Below are 18,103 nucleotides of genomic sequence, written 5' to 3'. Positions count from 1 at the left end.
GTCCGTTCTTGCGTTCCCTCAAAAGTTGACGTATCGTCTGCTGCGACTTTGCGGGGAGACGGCGGCGGGAGACGACGATGGTCAGCCGGGTGACGACAGTGGCCTTCCAGGGCATCGAGGCCCTGCCCGTCGACGTGCAGGTCCAGGTTGGGCCCGGCATGGTCGCCTTCACGGTCGTCGGCCTGCCCGACAAGGCTGTCGCCGAAAGCCGTGAGCGGGTGCGCGCCGCGCTTCATGCCTCCGGCCTCGCCCTGCCGGCCAAGCGCGTCACGGTCAACCTCGCCCCGGCCGACCTGCCCAAGGAGGGCTCGCACTACGATCTGCCGATCGCGCTCGGCGTCATGGCGGCGATCGGCGCGCTGCCCGCCGACATGCTGGCCGGCTACGTCGTCCTCGGAGAACTCGGCCTCGACGGCACGCTCGCCCCCGTCGCCGGCGTGCTGCCGGCGGCGATCGGTGCCAACGGCCTCGGCAAGGGCCTGATCTGCCCGGCCGACAGCGGCGCCGAGGCCGCCTGGGCCGACGCCGAGATGGACATCCTCGCGCCACGCTCGCTGATCCAGCTGGCCAACCATTTCAAGGGCACCCAGGTGCTGTCGCGCCCGGCGCCGAGGCTCAGGGGGACGCCTGCCGACCTGCCCGACCTCGCCGACGTCAAGGGGCAGGAAACCGCCAAGCGTGCGCTCGAGATCGCCGCCGCCGGCGGCCACAACATGCTGATGGTCGGTCCGCCGGGCGCCGGCAAGTCGATGCTCGCCAGCCGGCTCGCCTCGATCCTGCCGCCGTTGGCGCCGAAGGAACTGCTCGAGGTGTCGATGCTCGCCTCGCTGGCCGGCGAACTGGCAGACGGCCGGCTCACCGACCGCCGGCCGTTCCGCGCGCCGCATCATTCCGCCTCCATGGCGGCGCTGGTCGGCGGCGGCCTGCGGGCACGGCCGGGTGAGGTCTCGCTCGCCCACAACGGCGTGCTGTTCCTGGACGAGTTGCCCGAGTTCCAGCCCCAGGTGCTCGACAGCCTGCGCCAACCGCTGGAGACCGGCGAGACCGTCATCGCCCGCGCCAACCACCGCGTCACCTACCCGTCCCGCATCCAGCTTATCGCCGCCATGAACCCCTGCCGCTGCGGCCATGCCGGCGAGCCCGGTCATCACTGTCGGCGCGGCCCGCGCTGCGCGGCCGAATACCAGGCGCGCGTCTCCGGCCCGTTCCTCGACCGCATCGACCTGCGCATCGAGGTGCCGGCGGTGACCGCCGCGGACCTGCTCCAGCCCGGTCGGTCCGAATCCTCCGCCGCGGTTGCCGAGCGGGTGGCTCTGGCGCGCGACATCCAGCGCGCCCGCTTCCGCGCCCTCGGCGTTGCGGCCCGCACGAACGCCCAGATGCCGGCCGCGCTGGTCGAGCAGATCGCTGCGCCCGACGCCGCCGGGCGCCAGTTCCTGCGCGAGGCAGCCGAAACCCTGGCGCTCAGCGCACGCGGCTACCATCGCGTGCTCAAGCTGGCGCGCACGCTGGCCGATCTCGACGGCCTCGACATCGTCGGCCGACTGCATCTCGCCGAGGCCTTGAGCTACCGCGGCCAGGACGTGCACCGGCAGGCGGCCTGACCGCCGGTCGGCGGGCGCAGCCGCGTCGGCCGCACCGGTTGGGCCCAGGGTCCGCGAAAGCGGCCGCACGCTTCGTCCGGGATGTGACGGGTCAGTTCGGTTCGTTTCGGAAAGGGTTTCTCAAAGGGTTTCGCCGACACTCGAGCCACGATCGATCGACCGGACGGGCAGGCGGAGGTATGGACATCATTCGCAAGGCAGGACAAGGGGATGCGGACGCGCCTCTGCGTGACGCTGGCGGCACGGCCGGCGACGTCGAGGAGGGCGACCTTCGGAGCCCGCAGCATGCCGGTGCCGACCAGGCCGATGGGGCCGGTCCCGGGTGGGTCCTGCTCCATGCCGCGGTTGTCGGCGCGGCGATCGGGCCGCTCGCCGCACTCGTGCTGGTCGGCGGTCCGCCGCCGGCCCGGCTTGCGGCCGTCGTGCTGGCCTTCCTGGCCGGCGGCCTTGCCGTCTGGCGTCTGACGGCCGATGATCGCTCACGCCTTCTCTCGGCGGCCGCCGGGCGCGCGGCCGAGATCGCCGGCCTGCGCCGCCGGTTGGAGGCCCTGGAGGACACCGCCTGGGAACTGAAGGAATCCGACGAGCGCCAGGCGAGCATTCTGCAGGCGCTGGGCGACATCGTCATCCGTCGCGACGCCGCCGGCCTCGTGATCTACGCCAACGCCGCCGCGCTTGAGACCTTCCCGCCGGCGCATATGCCGGAAATCGGCCGGCCGCTGATGCTGCCGCGTGCCGCGCCGCGCGAGGCCGGCGCCGACGCGCCGCGCGACGACTTCGCCTTCGGCGACCTGCGCCTGGACACCGTACATGGCCCGCGCTGGTTCTCCCGCCTCGACGTTACGGTGCGCGACGACGCAACCGAGACGCCGGTTGTGCAGACCGTGCTGCGCGACGTCACCGACCGGCGGCTGATCGAGGAGGATCTGCTGGCGGCCCGCCAGAACGCCGAATCGGCGAACGAGGCCAAGTCGCGCTTCCTCGCCACGGTCAGCCACGAGATCCGCACGCCGCTCAACGGCATCCTCGGCATGGCGGCACTGCTCTCCGACACCCGCCTGACGCCCGAACAGGCCGCCTACATCAAGGCGTTGGAAAGCTCCGGCGAGACCCTGCTGATGCTGATCGACGAGCTGCTCGACTTTTCCCGCGCCGAGGCCGGCCGGCTGGTCGTCCAGCCGGCGCCGGCCGCGCTCGCGCCGCTGGTCGAGAACGTCGCCGAGCTGCTCGCCCCGCGCGCCCATGCCAAGGGCCTGGAAATCGCCGTGCGGCTGCATCCGCACCTGCCGCAGACGGTCACCGTCGATGCCAGCCGGCTGCGCCAGATCCTGTTCAACCTCGCCGGCAACGGCATCAAGTTCACCGACCGAGGCGGCGTCGCCGTCGAGGTCGACGGTCGCCCGGCGCCGGACGGCGGCACGCTGCTCGACATCGCCGTGCGCGACACCGGCATCGGCTTCCGCCCCGAGGATGCCGAGCGCCTGTTCGGCGAGTTCGAGCAGGTCGATCATGGTCCCGCCCGCCGTTATGGCGGCACCGGCCTCGGCCTCGCCATAGCCCAGCGGCTGGTCACGCTGATGGGAGGCACCATTGCGGCCACGTCGGCGGAAGGCGCTGGCGCTGTGTTCCGCGTCGTCCTGCCCGTGCCCGAGCCGATACGCGGGGTGGAGGTCGCGGGCCTGCGCACCGGCGCCGCGCGGCCGCGTGTCGTCGTCGTCTCGGCCGGCGTCGTCGAGGGCCGCCTCCTGTGCGACCGGCTGGCGCAGGATGGCGCCGACGCCGGCCTGGCCGCGCCCGGCGAGCCGTCGCTGGTCGATCGCCTGGCGCAAGCCGATCTCGTCCTGCTCGACCACGCCTCGGTCGTCGACGGCGCCGCCTGGCTGGCCGCGGCGCGCCTGGCCGGCTGCATCGCTCCTGCCATCGTGCTGGTCGCGCCGGCCGAACGCGACCGGCTCGAGCGGCTGCGCCAGGCCGGCTTCGCCGCCTATCTGATTCGCCCGGTGCGCACCGAGACGCTGACCCGGGTCGTCGCCGGCCTGCTCGGCATGGCCGGTTCGGTCCCGGACTGGGACGACGGCGCGGCGCGGTCCGCGCCGCCGGCGGAGCCGGACCGGCGCCTCGCCCCCGCCCGGCCCCTGCGGCTGCTGGTCGCGGAGGACAACGATATCAACCGCCTGCTCGGCGAGGCGCTGCTGCGCAAGCTCGGCCATGAGCCGGTCGTGGTCACGGACGGCCTGGAGGCCCTGCAGGCGGCGTCCGCAGAGCGATTCGACGCCATCCTGATGGACCTGCACATGCCCGGCCTCGACGGCCTGTCGGCGATCGCCCGCATCCGCGCGCAGGAAACGGCCCGGGGCGTTGCGCCCGTGCCGATCCTGGTCGTCACCGCTGACGTCATGCCCGAAGCGCGCGAAAAGGCCCGCAGCCTGGGCGTCGCCGGCTACCTGACCAAGCCGCTGTCGCAGGACGCGGTCCGCGCCGCCCTGTCCGCTCTCGCCTGAACCTTTCCGGTCGCGCCTTTGGGCGGCCCACGCATGCCCTGCGAATAATTTCGCTTGTGGCAATTGTCATGGAATTGTCGGAAAATTATGGTCTATCGCGATGGGAAGTTGCGTCGGGCCGGCGTGCGCCGGCCGAGGCAGGCAGGCGGATCGGCTGGACAAGGCGCCGGACAAGGCAATGTGCGGGACCACCGGGATCCCGGACACCGGCCGGGATGCAGGCAGTCGGGATGCAGGTAAACGACAGAAAAAGGGACCGAACATACATGGTGCGGTCGGGCATGTTTTCTCCGAGGACTCTGGTCCGGAAGTTCACGCCGCTGCGGTTTCAGCCGGGCGCCACGGGACGCTGGCTTCCCGGCTTCGTGCGTCCGGTGCCGGCCGCCAGTGCCGGTGCCGATGCCGGCCTGAAGGCGGACGGCTCGCTTGGCCGCATCGGCTCGCTCGAGGTGCGTCTGGCACGTACCGCCAGGGAAGTGAAGAAGGCGCAGGAACTGCGCTACCACGTCTTCTACGAGGAGATGTCGGCCATCGCCGATGCCCAGACGCAGGCGAGCCGGCGCGACATCGATCCCTTCGACGCCGTGTGCGACCACATGCTGGTGATCGATCACGCCTCGATGAAGCGCAACAAGCTCGGCCGTCTGCAGCCGGAGATCGTCGGTACCTACCGCCTGCTGCGCCAGGAAGTCGCCGACATGAACGGGGGATTCTACACCGCCGGCGAATACGACATCCAGGGACTGATCGACGCCAATCCCGGCCTGCGCTTCCTGGAACTCGGCCGCTCCTGCGTGCTCAAGCCCTATCGCAACAAGCGCACGGTCGAGCTGCTTTGGCACGGCATTTGGGCCTATGTGCTGATGCACCGGATCGACGTCATGATCGGCTGCGCCTCGATCGAGGGCACCGATCCGGACCGGTTGGCGGGACAGCTGTCGTTCCTGCACCATCACGCCCGCGCGCCGGAGGAATGGCGCGTGCCGGCGCTCGCCGAACGCTTCGTTGACATGAACCGCATGCCGAAGGACGCGATCAACGAGAAGGCGGCGGTGCGTGAACTGCCGCCGCTGATCAAGGGTTATCTCCGCCTCGGCGCCTATATCGGCGATGGCGCCGTCGTCGATCACCAGTTCGGCACCACCGACGTGCTCATCGTGATGCCGGTCTCGGCGCTGAACGCCCGCTACGTCAACTACTACGGCGCCGACGCCAGCCGCTACGCCAGCTGAGCCAGGGGGCGGGATCCCGGTCAGGCCGGCTGCGGCCCGTCGTAGCCTTCGATGACGATCAGATCCGACACCGCCGCCGTGTCGCGCAGCGCCTTGGCGACCGCGTATTCGGGCGAGCGGTAGCAGGCGAGGGCCGCCTCGTAGCTCGGGAACTCGATCACCACGTTGCGCGTCCGCGCCGCCCCTTCCATGGTCTCGAACGATCCGCCGCGCACCAGGAAGCGCGCGCCGTATTTGGCGAAGGCGGTCGCGTTGGCGGCGACATAGGCCTTGTAGGCTTCCGCGTCCTGCACGTCGACGCGCCCGATCCAGTATCCCTTTGCCATGGCTCCACTCCTGCATTGGTGTCCGCCGTATCTAGAGCAAGTCGGCGTTGCCGGGAAAGCGCTTTTCCGCCGGTGGGCCGGCCCTGATAGGCGCCCGTCCCGCCGTGCGTGTGGCTTAACGGCGCCTTAAACGGCGCCTGGTACTGTATCCGCGGGGATCGTGCGGACGGGGTGCCGCCGGCAAGCGGGATTGAACGGGGACATGGCGCAGCGGCGCAAGGGCGGACAACGGATCGAGCCGACCTTCGGCTCCGGCCTGGGGGCGCTCGTCGACGTGCGCCCCTCGACGCGCGACCGCGTGGCCGCACCCGGCGGCGGCCGCAAGAAGGCCGCGACGTCCGGCAAGCCGCCCGCCGCCGACAGCCGTCCGGCGCCGCGGCGTCGCGGCAAGGGCCGCCGCGGCGCGAAGGCGCAACGCCGTTCGGGATCGTGGCTGGCACGCACGCTCCGTCGCGGCGTCTATTGGGGCGCCGTGCTCGGCATCTGGGGCGTGATCCTCGCCGTCGGCATCCTCGGCTACTATGCCGCCCACCTGCCGCCGACCTCCGAATGGCAGGTGCCGGCGCGCCCGCCGAACGTCAAGATCGTCTCCGCCTCGGGCCAGCTGCTGGCCAACCGTGGCGACACGGGCGGCGAGGCGGTGCGGCTGGAGCAGCTGCCGCCCTACCTGCCCGAAGCGGTGATCGCCATTGAGGACCGCCGCTTCCGCTCCCACTTCGGTTTCGATCCGTTCGGCCTCGTCCGTGCCGTTGCGGTCAACCTGACTGCCGGTACCCTGGTCCAGGGAGGCTCGACGATCACCCAGCAGCTGGCCAAGAACCTGTTCCTGGAGCCGGACCGCACGCTCAAGCGCAAGATGCAGGAGGTCGTCCTCGCCCTGTGGCTGGAGACGGAGTTCTCCAAGGACGAGATCCTGGAGATGTATCTCAACCGGGTCTATCTCGGCTCCGGCGCCTATGGCGTCGATGCCGCCGCGCGGCGCTATTTCGGCAAGTCGGCGCGGCTGGTGACGCTGTCCGAGGCGGCGACGCTCGCCGGCCTGCTCAAGGCGCCGTCGCGCTATGCGCCGACGCGCAATCCCGACCTCGCCGAGGCGCGCGCCCAGCTCGTCCTTGCGGCCATGCACGAGGCCGGCTTCATCGACGCCGATGCCGCCAAGACCGCCATCGCTGCACCGGCGCAGGTGGTCGGCGACCACAATGCGGCGAGCGAGAACTACGTCGCCGACTGGGTGATGGACCTGCTGCCGCATTTCGTCGGGTCGTTCGACACCGACATCATCGTTGACACGACCATCGACATCGTCATGCAGGATGCGGCGGAAGCCGCGCTGCGCAAGGCGATCGACGCGCAGGGCGCGGCGCTGGGCGTCAGCCAGGGCGCGGTGGTCACCCTTGACACCGCCGGTGCGGTCAAGGCGCTGGTCGGCGGCCGGGACTACCGCGCCAGCCAGTACAACCGCGCCGTCTACGCCCGGCGCCAGCCGGGTTCGGCCTTCAAGCCCTTTGTCTATCTCGCCGCGCTGGAGAGCGGGCTGACGCCGCAGAGCGTGCGCATCGACGAGCCGATCAGCATCAAGGGCTGGTCGCCGCAGAACTATACGCGGAAATACCATGGACCGGTCACGCTGACCGAAGCGCTCAGCCTGTCGCTTAACACGGTCGCGGCAGGCCTTACCCAGGAAGTCGGACCGAAGACGGTCGCCCGCACGGCGAAGCGGCTCGGCATCACCTCGCCGCTTTCCGCCAATCCCTCGCTGGCGCTAGGCACCTCCGAAGTCACGCCGCTGGAGATCGCCGCCGCCTACGTGCCCTTCTCCAACGGCGGCTATGGCGTGCTGCCCCATGTCGTGCGCCGCATCCGCACCGTCGACGGCCGCACCCTCTACGCCCGCCAGGGCGATGGTCCGGGCAAGGTGGTCGACAGCGCCACCGTCGGCCGCATGAACCTGATGATGGTGGAGACGCTGCGCACCGGCACCGGCCGCAAGGCCCTGCTCGACGACCGGCCGGCCGGCGGCAAGACCGGCACCAGCCAAGAGTTCCGCGACGCCTGGTTCATCGGTTACACCGGCAACCTGACCACAGCGGTCTGGCTCGGCAACGACGACAATTCGCCGACCCGGCGCGCCACCGGCGGCTCGCTGCCGGCCGAGGTCTGGCGCGAGACGATGCAGGCAGCTCATGTCGGCCAGCCGGTCGCCGGCCTGCCGGGCGTGGCAGACAGCCTGCTGCTGGCCGCCGATCCCGCGCCCGCGGGCGGCCCGATTCCTCCCGCCGACGTCGGCGGCGACGCCGGCGCCGACGGCCGGCCGATCCTGCCCGCGCCGGGCGGCGGCGGCCCGCTCGACCTGCTCGGTCGCCTGTTCGGCGGCTGACCGCCTATCCGTAGCTGTGCAGGCGCTGACCATGGTCGCGCAGCCACTGCCGCGCTCGCGGCGTGTGCGGCGCCAGCTGGTGGCACAGCCGCCAGAACCGGTCAGAATGGTTCATTTCCTTCAGATGCGCCACCTCGTGGGCGGCGACATAGTCGAGGATGTCGGTCGGCGCCAGAATCAGCCGCCAGGAGAACGACAACCGGCCGTTGGACGCGCAGGAGCCCCAGCGGCTGCGCGTGTCGCGGATGCTGATTGCGCTCGCCCGCACCCCGAGTGTCCGCGTGTGGCGACCGACCGCGTCGGCGATGTCATCGCGCGCCGCCCGCTTCAGCCAGTCGGTCAGCTTGCGCGGCAGGTGCTCCTGCGCGCCGGGCACCAGGATGTGCGGGAGGTCGTCCGCTCCCTCGGCGGTCTCGATCAGGCCGCGCAGCCGGCCGGTCGGCGCGATGCGGTGCGGCACGCCGCGCAGCGGCACGAGGGCACCGGCCTCGAAGGCGACCGTATCGGGACGGGCATGCAGCTGGTCGCGCAGCCAGCCGGCATGGCGTTCGGCGAAGCGCTCGGCGGTGGCGAGGCTGCCACCCTTCGGGATGGTCAGCACCGGTTCGGACCGGTCCGGCGGCAGCCGCAGCAGATAACGCCGCGCGCGCGGATCGGCCCTGAGCCGGATCGCGACGTCGCAGCCGTCGATGACGAGGACCAGCCGGTCGGGCAGGGTGAGGCGCCTGGCGCGCAGAAGCATAGGGGTCGTCCGGTGATTCGCGATGCCGCTTCAGCCTAGCACGGGCCGGAAACGACGAAAGCGGCGCCAGGGGCGCCGCTTTCGGTCAGGGTCGGCCCTGTCGGCTACTGGCCGCTTACTGGCCGGAAGCCGTCGCCGGTCCGCGTCCACGGTTGGCCATGAACCGGTCGAACTCGTCCTGGTCCTTGGCCCGGCGCAGCTCGCGCAGGAAGTCGTCGAACTCGGCCCGCATGGCCTCCAGTCGAGCCCGTTCTTCCTCCAGCCGCTTCAGCTCGCGCTCGCGGTATTCGTCGAAAGCGACGTTGCCGGTGTGTCCGTAGCCGCCGCCCATCGAGTGCATGGCGTTGCGGAACGGCCGGGCGTCCCATTGGCCGCGCGCGTCGCGGGCCATGGCATGGAAGCGGTCGCCCCACAGGATATAGGCGAGCATCGCCAGTCCGAGCGGCCAGAACACGACGAAGCCGAGCACCATCAGACCGATGGTGACCGGGGTCCAGGCCGGTTTGATTGCACAAGTCGAGGTCATCGTCCCACCGTCGTCCCAGAGTTGTCATCCACCCGATGCAGGTGGGAGCGGCCCAGGTCCATGTCAAGACCGCGACGCGGGCGCTTCGGCGGAATTCGGCCGCAAACGACAGCCGCAAACGGCTGGAGCCGCCCGGGGGCGGCTCCGTGCACGGCGGCGTGGGAGGGCCTCAGCCGACGGTTTCGGTCAGCCGGCGCGCCTGCTCGATCCAGTTGTCGCGGGCGATGCGGCCGCGGAAGTCGAGTCGGGCGTCGAGCGCGTCGATCTGCTGCTCGGTCAGTGCGGCGATCTGCCAGTAGTGGAAGATGCCGGCGCCGTTGAGCGCCTTTTCCAGCTTCGGGCCGACGCCGGTGATCGCCTTCAGGTCGTCGGCGACGCCGCGCGGTTCGGACAGCAGGATCGCCGCCAGCGGGTCGGCCTTGGCGGGCGCCTTGGCCGCCAGCGTCCTGGCTGCGGCCGCCATCGCCGCCGGCTTGCGCCCGGCGGCATGGGTCAGCACGAAGTCGATGATTCGCGGCGCGATCTCCGAGCGGAAGCGCGAGCCGTTGAACACGCCGTAGTGGCCGACGTTCGGCTGCTCGTAATGCGCCTTCTTGTCGTCGGGCAGGCTGGTGCACAGATCGTGCGCGGCCCGCGTCTGGCCGCGGCCGGTGATGTCATCCTTCTCGCCTTCCACGGTCAGCAGTGCCGTGTTGCGGATGGCGGCGCAGTTCACCGGTGTATCGCCGTGCATCATGGTGCCGAGCGGCAGCGCGTGCTCGATGAATACGGTCTCGACCGTCTGCAGGTAGAACTCTGCGGAGAGGTCCATCACCGCCAGGTATTCGTCGTAGAAATCGCGGTGCTTCTCGGCGCTGTCGCCGTCACCCTTCACCAGGTGCTGGAAGAAGTCGCGATGGGCGATCAGGTGCCGGTCGAGGTTCATGCTCATGAAGCCGGACAGCTGCAGGAAGCCTGGGTAGACGTCGCGCATCACGCCGGGATGCGGGAACGGCACCTTCATGATGACGTTGCGGCGGAACCACTCAATGTCCTTGGACTGGGCGAGGTCGTTGACCGCGGTCGGCGCGACCCGGGTGTCGATCGGCCCGCCCATCAGCGTCATGGTCGACGGCGCATAGGGGTCGTCGCGCTCCTCCATCACCGCGACGGCCGCCAGAACCGGCACCGACGGCTGGCACACGGCGATCACGTGCGTGTCGGTGCCGAGGTAGTGGATCATCGAGATGACGTAGTCGATGTAGTCGTCGAGGTCGAACTTGCCCTCGGCGAGCGGGACCATGCGCGCGTCGATCCAGTCGGTGATGTAGACGTCGGCACGCGGCAGCATGGCCTCGACGGTGCCGCGCAGCAGCGTGGCATAGTGGCCGGACATCGGCGCGACGATCAGGAGTTTGGGATCCCGGCGCGGCTTCTCCAGCCCGCGTTCGAAGTGGATCAGGTTGCAGAACGGTCGGCTCCAGACGATCCGCTCGCGCACCGGCACCCGCATGCCGCCGACGCTGGTCTCGGGCAGCCCGAAATCGGGCTTGCCGTAGCGGCGCGTGGTCCGTTCCAGCACCTCGCAGGCCGCGGCGATCTGACGGCCGAACTGGGTATGGGTGAGCGGGTTGAACGGGTTCTGGAAATACAGCCGCGTGGCATCGGCCGCGGCGCGCACCGGACCCATGGCCGCATGATTGAGCTCGTAGAGGTGATAATACGGCACGTGTCCCAATCCTTGTGGCTGAACCGGAACCGGAGGACCGCTCCCGGCTGTTGCATCGCAGCAGGATAGGCCGAAGCCTATCGAGGCATCAATAGCCGGAGCGGGTCAACAGTTGCATCGACCTGTTGATGATTCGTGAAGGGTCCGTTGTGCAAGGCAAAGACGGATGACTATTTGGCCGCTGCCTGTTGTCGCGATGCAGCATGAAAGACTCGATAAAGTCTTTTTCCTGTAAGCGTTTAGCCGGATAATTGTATGCTTTGTTGCGCGGCGGCAACGCCGGCAGACTGCCCGTCCCGGCCGCCTCAGGCGGCGAGGTCGGCGACCACCGCGTCGAGCACGAAGAAGCCGTCGCGCGTCGCGCGCAGCTTGTGGTTGCCGATCTTCTCTACCATGCCGTGTTGGAGCAGCGCGTCCAGCCGGCGCGGGTCGATCTGCCGCCCGGCCAGGGCCTCGTAGCGGCTCAGGTCGACGCCCTCCACCAGCCTGAGCCCCATCAGCAGGTATTCGTCGCCCTGTTCCTCTTCGGTCAGCGGCAGGTTCTCGACCATGCCGTGGCCGTGCGCCTCGACATTGGCGAGCCAGGTTTCGGGGTGGCGTTCGATCGCCGTCGCCCGCTTGCTGGCGCCGAGCGACAGCCGCCCGTGCGCGCCCGGGCCGACGCCGACATAGTCGCCGTAGCGCCAGTAGACCAGATTATGCCGGCATTCCGCACCCGGTCTGGCGTGGTTCGATACCTCGTAGGCCGGCAGGCCGTGCGCCTCGGTGACCGCCTGGGTCAACTCGTAGAATTCCGCGCCGAGGTCCGGATCCGGCACGGTCAGCTTGCCGGCCTGGCGCAGGGCGAAGAACGGCGTGCCCTCCTCGATGGTCAGCTGGTAGAGCGACAGGTGGTCGGCGGCGAGCCCGATCGCCCGCTCCAGCTCCGCTTGCCAGCCGGCGACGGTCTGGCCGGGGCGCGCGTAGATCAGGTCGAAGGACAGGCGCGGAAACGTCGCCCGCGCCGTGTCGATCGCGGCCAGCGCGGTCTGCACGTCGTGCAGCCGGCCGAGCATCTTCAGGTCCGGATCGTTGAGCGCCTGCACGCCGAGCGACACCCGGTTGACGCCGGCGGTGCGGTAGCCGCGGAACCGCTCGGCCTCTACGCTGGACGGATTGGCCTCCAGCGAGATCTCGACGTCCGCGTCCAGCGCCCAGTGGCCTGCGATCGCCTCCAGGATGCGTTCGACGGTGCACGGCGCCATCAGCGACGGCGTGCCGCCGCCGAAGAAGATCGACTGCACCCGCCGTCCGCGCGTCCACTCGGCGAAATGCGCCAGTTCGCGCTCGAAGGCGGCGACGAAGCGCGCCTGGTCGACACCGGCGTGGCGCACATGCGAGTTGAAGTCGCAATAGGGGCACTTGGCGGTGCAGAACGGCCAGTGCACGTAGATCGCGAAGCCGGCGTCCGTGGAAAGGGTCATCCGGTCTCCAGGCAGGCCTTGGAAAAGGCGACGAAAGCGCGTGCCCGGTGCGATAGCGCCGGCGTCGTCCGTGACCAGCCGTGCTTTTCCGTCGAACTCATCTCGCCGAAGGTGCGTGCATGGCCATCGGGCTGGAACATCGGATCGTAGCCGAAGCCCTGCTCGCCGCGCGGCGGCCACACCACCTGGCCCTCGACCTCGCCGCGGAAGAATTCGCGGTGGCCGTCCGGCCAGGCCAGGCACAGCACCGCCACGAAGGAGCCACGGCGCCGGTCCGGCGTCGTGCCACCGGCCTGCTGCAGCTTTTCCTCGATGGCGCGCATGGCCATGGCGAAGTCCTTGTCCGGACCGGCCCAGCGGGCAGAATACACGCCCGGGGCACCGTCGAGCGCGGCGACGCAGAAGCCGCTGTCGTCGGCGAGCGACGGCAGGCCGGAGCCCCTGGCCGCCGCCAGCGCCTTCAGCTCGGCATTGGCCTCGAATGTGGTGCCGGTTTCTTCCGGCTCCGGCAGGTCGAGCTCGCCCGCCGACACGACGTCGAAGCCGTAGGGAGAGAGCAACTCGCGGATCTCGCGGATCTTGCCGGGATTGTGGCTGGCGACGACCAGGCGGCCGGGTTCCAGCTTGCGGTGGCTCATCGGATGCCCCTCAGAGGATCGACATTTTCTGCAGGTCGACGAGACGGCCGATGCCCTTCTTGGCCAAGCCGAGCAGGGCGGCGAACTCGTCCTCGGTGAACGGCGCTCCTTCCGCCGTGCCCTGGATCTCGACGATGCCGCCCGTCCCGGTGAGGACGAAGTTGGCGTCTGTCTCGGCGGCCGAATCCTCGACATAGTCGAGGTCGAGCACCGGCGTGCCCTTGTAGATGCCGCAGGAGATCGCGGCGACATGGTCCTTCAGCACCGGCTTGGTCACCATGTCGCGCGCGCGCATCCATTCGATGCAGTCGCGCAGCGCCACCCAGGCGCCAGTGATCGACGCCGTGCGCGTGCCGCCATCGGCCTGGATGACATCGCAGTCGACCGAGATCTGGTATTCGCCGAGCGCTTCCAGGTCGACCACTGCGCGCAGCGAGCGGCCGATCAGGCGCTGGATCTCCTGGGTGCGGCCGGACTGCTTGCCGACCGACGCCTCGCGGCGCATGCGCTCGCCGGTAGCGCGCGGCAGCATGCCGTACTCGGCCGTCACCCAACCGCGCTGCTGGCCGCGCAGCCACGGCGGCACGCGCTCCTCCAGGCTGGCGGTGCACAGCACGTGGGTGTCGCCGAACTTGACCAGGCACGAGCCTTCGGCGTGTTTCGAAACGCCGCGTTCCAGGGTCACGGCCCTCAGTTCATCGGCATCGCGTTTGGACGGACGCATCGGCGGCTCCTTTTTCCTTGCGCCGGCCCCTGCCGGGCCGTTGGTGCTCCTGTGTCGGCCAGCTTGTAGACCTGCGGGCCGAGAGCCGTAAAGGCCTGCTTGCGCTTGACCTGACTTTTGGTCCTATATCTTTGAGGACAGGCGTCGGAGCGGACAGCGGGGGCAAGCGCGAAAGGATGGAGCGGACGTGGTGAGTCTGAGCGATCTGGACAAGCGTTCACGCGAGATTTTCCGTTCGATCGTGGAGGCATACCTGGACACGGGCGAGCCGGTCGGTTCGCGCAACGTCGCGCGCGGGCTGGCCATGTCGCTGTCGCCGGCGTCCGTGCGCAACGTCATGGCCGACCTGGAGCACATGGGCCTGCTCTATTCGCCGCACACCAGCGCCGGCCGGCTGCCGACCGAGACCGGGCTGCGCTTCTTCATCGACGCCCTGCTCGAGGTCGGCGACCTGTCGCGCGAGGAGCGCGAGCGCATCGACGTCCAGGTCCGCGCCTCCGGCATGAAGAATTCCACCGAGCAGGTGCTCACCGAGGCCAGCCAGATGCTCTCCGGCCTGTCCAGCGGCGCCGGCGTCGTGCTCACCCACAAGTCGGACATCCGCCTCAAGCACATCGAGTTCGTCCGCATCGAGCCGCTGCGCGCGCTCACCGTGCTGGTCGGCGAGGACGGCTCGGTCGAGAACCGCATCATCGACCTGCCTGCCGGCCTGCCGTCCTCGGCGCTGGTCGAGGCGGGCAACTACCTCAACACCTTGATCCAGGGCCGCACCCTGTCGGACGTGCGCCGTGAGCTTGAGCGCTTGCGCGCCGCCGAGCAGGCCGAGCTCGACCAGCTCACCCGCAAGATCGTCGAGGCGGGCCTCGCCGTCTGGGCCGGAGACAACCGCGACGGCGACATGCTGATCGTGCGCGGCCAGTCCAACCTGCTCGCCGACGTCGGCGCGGCCGAGGATCTGGAACGCGTGCGCCTGCTGTTCGACGACCTGGAGAACAAGCGCGACCTGATCCAGCTTCTGGGTCTGGCCGAGAAGGGCGACGGCGTGCGCATCTTCATCGGTTCGGAGAACAAGCTGTTCTCGCTGTCGGGCTCGTCCATCGTCGTCTCGCCCTACCGCGACCGCGACCAGCGCATCGTCGGTGTGCTCGGTGTCATCGGCCCGACCAGGCTCAACTACGCCCGCGTCATCCCGATGGTCGACTACACCGCCCGCCTGGTCAGCCGCGTGCTCGGCTAGGCGCGCGGGCCCCGGCGCTTGCCCGCGCCGGCCTGCGATGCCACATAGACCGCAACGTCCCGGACCGGAACCCGTCATGCTGTCGCCCGCCGAACTCGAACGCTACGCCCGCCACATCGTCCTGCAGGAGGTCGGCGGCCCCGGCCAGCACAGGCTCAAGGGCGCCCGCGTGCTGGTCGTCGGCGCCGGCGGCCTCGGCGCGCCGGTCCTGCAGTATCTCGCCGCCGCCGGCATCGGCACGCTCGGCATCGTCGATGACGATACGGTTTCCCTGTCCAACCTTCAGCGCCAGGTCATCCACGACACCGGCATGCTCGGCGAGCCCAAGGTCGCCAGCGCTGCGGAGGCGATCGCCCGGCTCAATCCACATGTCAGGGTCGAGCCGCACCCGACCCGCCTTGCCCCGCACAACGCCATGGCGCTGGTTTCCGGCTACGATCTGGTCGTCGACGGCACCGACAATTTCGCCACCCGCTACCTGGTCTCGGATGCCTGCTTCTTCGCCGAAAAGCCGTTGGTGACCGCCGCCGTCGGCCGCTTCGACGGTTCGCTGACGACGCTCAAGCCCTACGAGGCCGGGCCCGATGGCACGCCCAATCCGACTTATCGCTGCCTGTTCCCGGCACCGCCGCCCGAAGGCCTGCTGCCGACCTGCGCCGAAGCCGGCATCCTCGGCGCGCTGACCGGTATTCTCGGTGCCATGCAGGCGCTGGAGGCGATCAAGGAGATTGCCGGCGTCGGCGAGGGCCTGGTCGGCCGCCTCGTCCTGTTCGACGCCCGCAGCTTCCGCATGGACACGATCCGCTACCGCTGGTCGCCGAAGAACCCGCTCACCGGCGATACCCGCAAGACCTGGGCCGAGTTGATCGACGCCGCCTGAGCCCGTTGCCCTTGGGCGCGCAACGAAAAAGCCGCGGGCGCAGTCCGCGGCTTCCGTCAGTCCGTCCGTGCCGGTGTCCGGCCTCAGTTCGCCTTGTTGGCCGGCTCCTGCGCCGTCATGTTCTGGCGGTACAGTTGGGCGAAGTCGATCGGGTCGAGCATCAGCGGCGGGAAGCCGCCGTTGCGCGTCGCGTCGCCGAGGATCTGGCGCGCGAACGGGAACAGCATGCGCGGGCATTCGATCATCACGAACGGATGCAGGTGCTCCTCCGGCACGCCGGTGATGCGGAAATAGCCGCCGTAGATCAGTTCGACGTTGAACATCAGCAGGCCCGGCCGCTCGGCCTTGGCGTTCAGCGCCAGCACGACCTCGAACTGGCCATCGCCCATCGGCTGGGCGGTGACGTTGACGCTGATGTCGAGCTTCGGTTGATCGCCCTGCTGCAGCGAGCGCGGCGCGTTCGGATTCTCGAAAGACAGGTCCTTGATGTACTGGGCCAGGATGCTCATGCCCGGCACGGCGCCGGCGTTCTGGGCCTGCGCTGCGGCGCCGCCATCGGTGGTGTCGGTCATCGTGTCTCTTCCGTCTCTCGGTTCCGGTTGCGGCCCCGGGCCTGGACCCTGGGTCGGGGCCCGGGACCGGACGCCCGCAGGGTGGGCCATGAAGTCGCCGGAGCGCGCGCGTCTCCGTGCCGGCTGGCTAGCATGGTTGGCCCCGCCCGGACAAGGGGTGAGGCCTTGCCTTGGCGGCGAAACCGGCCCAGGAATAGCCGATGAACAGGAAACCGGAATCCGCCCTTCACCTGCCGCACCGGCGGCTTAAGCTCGACACGCTCGTGCGCCTGCGCTGGCTCGCCGTCGCCGGCCAGACCACGGCGCTGCTGGTGGTCCAGATCGGTCTCGGCTATCCCCTGCCGGTCGGGCCGGCCTTCGCTCTGGTTGCCCTGTCCGCCTGGCTCAACGTCTACCTGAAGATCCGCTCGCCGTCGGCGCTGCGTCTGTCCGACCGCGCCGCTGCGCTGCAGCTCGCCTACGACATCCTGCAGATGAGCGGCCTGCTGTTCCTCACCGGTGGCCTCGGTAACCCCTTCGCGTTCCTGCTGCTGGCGCCGGTGATGGTGTCGGCGACCGGCCTGTCCGGCCGCCACACGCTGGCGCTCGGCGCGCTCGCCACCGTCGCCGCGACGCTGCTGGCAGTGTTCCACTACCCCCTGCCCTGGCCGGGCGCGCGTGACTTCGTCCTGCCGCTGGTCTATTCGGTCGGCGTCTGGGTCGCGCTGGTCTGCTCGCTCGCCTTCATGGCGGTCTATGCTTTCCGCGTCGCCGAGGAGGCGCGCCAGCTCGCCGACGCGCTCGCCGCCAGCGAACTGGTGCTCGCCCGCGAACAACACCTCAACGCTCTCGACGGCCTCGCCGCCGCAGCCGCCCACGAACTCGGCACGCCGCTGTCGACCATCTTCCTGACCGCCAAGGAACTGTCCAGCGAGTTCGATGCCGGCGATCCGCGCGCCGAGGACGTCGCCCTGATTCGCTCCCAGGCCGAGCGCTGCCGCGACATCCTGCGTCAGATCGCCACCCTGTCGAGCGATCGCGACCGGCTGTTCCAGCGCATGCCCATGTCGCAGCTGGTCGAGGAGGTGGTCGCCCCCCATCGCGACTGCGGCCTTGACATCTGGGTCCAGGTCTCCGGCGAGGGGCCCGAGCCGGTCGGCTCGCGCAACCCGGCGATCCGCTACGGCCTGAGCAACCTGCTCGAGAACGCCATCGACTTCGCCGACACCGCCGTCTCCGTTGTCTGCGGCTGGGACGATGGCACGGTCCGTATCGTCATCATGGACGACGGCCCCGGCTTTTCCCCCGACGTCATCGGCCGGCTCGGCGAGCCCTACGTCTCCGCCCGCAGCGGCCGCGGCTCGCGTCACCAGACCGGAGGCGGTCTCGGCCTCGGCTTCTTCATCGCCAAGACGCTGCTCGAGCGCACCGGCGCGCGCCTGGCGCTGGAGAACCGCCCGCCGCCCGACACCGGCGCGATCGTGCGGGTTTTCTGGCCGCGCGGCGCGATAGAATCCGCCGGCGATATGGACCGGTAAGACTTTTCCCGCCATAAGAACACCAAGGGTCGTTGCCGGTCGCCGCCGCGAACCGG

Annotated in this window: 14 protein-coding genes and 1 pseudogene; 7 read left to right on the top strand and 8 right to left on the bottom strand. The window is 69.9% G+C overall.

Translation table 11 applies throughout. The features are described from left to right. Nucleotides 1-77: 77 nt before the first annotated feature. The 3 genes from SL003B_RS00175 to olsB all read left to right on the top strand — a co-directional run bounded on the left by SL003B_RS00175 (nt 78) and on the right by olsB (nt 5,337). Entirely contained in the window at nt 78-1,604 is a 1,527-nt protein-coding gene (locus SL003B_RS00175; RefSeq protein WP_013650796.1) for a YifB family Mg chelatase-like AAA ATPase, read from the top strand. A 179-nt stretch (nt 1,605-1,783) separates the two neighbouring features. After that, nucleotides 1,784-4,105, top strand: a complete 2,322-nt coding sequence (locus SL003B_RS00170) for a PAS domain-containing hybrid sensor histidine kinase/response regulator (RefSeq protein ID WP_013650795.1) — start codon at nt 1,784-1,786, stop codon at nt 4,103-4,105. Between the two features lie 281 nt (nt 4,106-4,386). After that, nucleotides 4,387-5,337, top strand: coding sequence for a l-ornithine N(alpha)-acyltransferase (gene olsB, locus SL003B_RS00165; protein WP_041375695.1), 951 nt, complete (start codon nt 4,387-4,389; stop codon nt 5,335-5,337). A gap of 20 nt (nt 5,338-5,357) precedes the next feature. Here the strand turns inward: olsB and SL003B_RS00160 are convergent, their stop codons facing one another. Beyond that, nucleotides 5,358-5,663, bottom strand: a complete 306-nt coding sequence (locus SL003B_RS00160; RefSeq protein ID WP_013650793.1) for a DUF1330 domain-containing protein — start codon at nt 5,661-5,663, stop codon at nt 5,358-5,360. 202 nt (nt 5,664-5,865) lie between these two features. On the opposite strand from SL003B_RS00160, the gene SL003B_RS00155 reads away from it, so the two are divergent. Next, nucleotides 5,866-8,040 (top strand): transglycosylase domain-containing protein, encoded by a 2,175-nt coding sequence (locus SL003B_RS00155; protein ID WP_013650792.1) that lies wholly within the window; start codon nt 5,866-5,868, stop codon nt 8,038-8,040. A 4-nt stretch (nt 8,041-8,044) separates the two neighbouring features. Here the strand turns inward: SL003B_RS00155 and SL003B_RS00150 are convergent, their stop codons facing one another. The 6 genes and pseudogenes from SL003B_RS00150 to rph all read right to left on the bottom strand — a co-directional run bounded on the left by SL003B_RS00150 (nt 8,045) and on the right by rph (nt 13,841). Further along, complete coding sequence (locus SL003B_RS00150; protein ID WP_013650791.1) at nt 8,045-8,782, bottom strand: M48 family metallopeptidase; 738 nt, start codon at nt 8,780-8,782, stop codon at nt 8,045-8,047. A gap of 115 nt (nt 8,783-8,897) precedes the next feature. Beyond that, a complete protein-coding gene (locus tag SL003B_RS00145; protein WP_013650790.1) occupies nt 8,898-9,308 on the bottom strand; it encodes a DUF2852 domain-containing protein in 411 nt (136 codons plus the stop codon). Nucleotides 9,309-9,777: 469 nt separating this feature from the next. After that, nucleotides 9,778-11,016, bottom strand: a pseudogene (locus tag SL003B_RS00140) (polyhydroxyalkanoate depolymerase); the annotation flags it as partial. A gap of 305 nt (nt 11,017-11,321) precedes the next feature. Then, complete coding sequence (gene hemW / locus SL003B_RS00135) at nt 11,322-12,479, bottom strand: radical SAM family heme chaperone HemW (RefSeq protein ID WP_013650788.1); 1,158 nt, start codon at nt 12,477-12,479, stop codon at nt 11,322-11,324. Further along, nucleotides 12,476-13,117 (bottom strand): RdgB/HAM1 family non-canonical purine NTP pyrophosphatase, encoded by a 642-nt coding sequence (rdgB, locus tag SL003B_RS00130; RefSeq protein WP_013650787.1) that lies wholly within the window; start codon nt 13,115-13,117, stop codon nt 12,476-12,478. The genes hemW and rdgB overlap by 4 nt, the downstream gene beginning before the upstream one ends. A 10-nt stretch (nt 13,118-13,127) precedes the next feature. After that, nucleotides 13,128-13,841, bottom strand: coding sequence for a ribonuclease PH (gene rph / locus SL003B_RS00125; protein WP_013650786.1), 714 nt, complete (start codon nt 13,839-13,841; stop codon nt 13,128-13,130). A 190-nt stretch (nt 13,842-14,031) separates the two neighbouring features. Between rph and hrcA the strand changes: the two genes are divergently transcribed. After that, nucleotides 14,032-15,078 carry a heat-inducible transcriptional repressor HrcA gene (hrcA, locus tag SL003B_RS00120; protein ID WP_013650785.1) on the top strand — a complete coding sequence of 349 codons (1,047 nt, stop codon included), beginning with the start codon at nt 14,032-14,034 and terminating at the stop codon, nt 15,076-15,078. A gap of 76 nt (nt 15,079-15,154) precedes the next feature. Next, nucleotides 15,155-15,958 (top strand): molybdopterin-synthase adenylyltransferase MoeB, encoded by an 804-nt coding sequence (locus SL003B_RS00115; protein ID WP_013650784.1) that lies wholly within the window; start codon nt 15,155-15,157, stop codon nt 15,956-15,958. A gap of 83 nt (nt 15,959-16,041) precedes the next feature. Here the strand turns inward: SL003B_RS00115 and secB are convergent, their stop codons facing one another. After that, nucleotides 16,042-16,530: a protein-export chaperone SecB gene (gene secB / locus SL003B_RS00110; RefSeq protein ID WP_013650783.1), complete on the bottom strand. Its 489-nt coding sequence runs from the start codon at nt 16,528-16,530 to the stop codon at nt 16,042-16,044. A 200-nt stretch (nt 16,531-16,730) separates the two neighbouring features. Here secB and SL003B_RS00105 point away from each other — a divergent pair, with 200 nt between their 5' ends. Then, the gene (locus SL003B_RS00105) at nt 16,731-18,047 is read left to right on the top strand and encodes an ActS/PrrB/RegB family redox-sensitive histidine kinase (RefSeq protein ID WP_013650782.1); all 1,317 of its coding nucleotides are present in this window, start codon (nt 16,731-16,733) and stop codon (nt 18,045-18,047) included. The last annotated feature ends 56 nt before the right edge of the window (nt 18,048-18,103 follow it).

It is taken from the genome of Polymorphum gilvum SL003B-26A1, assembly GCF_000192745.1.
Classification (GTDB): domain Bacteria; phylum Pseudomonadota; class Alphaproteobacteria; order Rhizobiales; family Stappiaceae; genus Polymorphum; species Polymorphum gilvum.
This window is presented reverse-complemented; position numbering and strand designations above follow the sequence as displayed.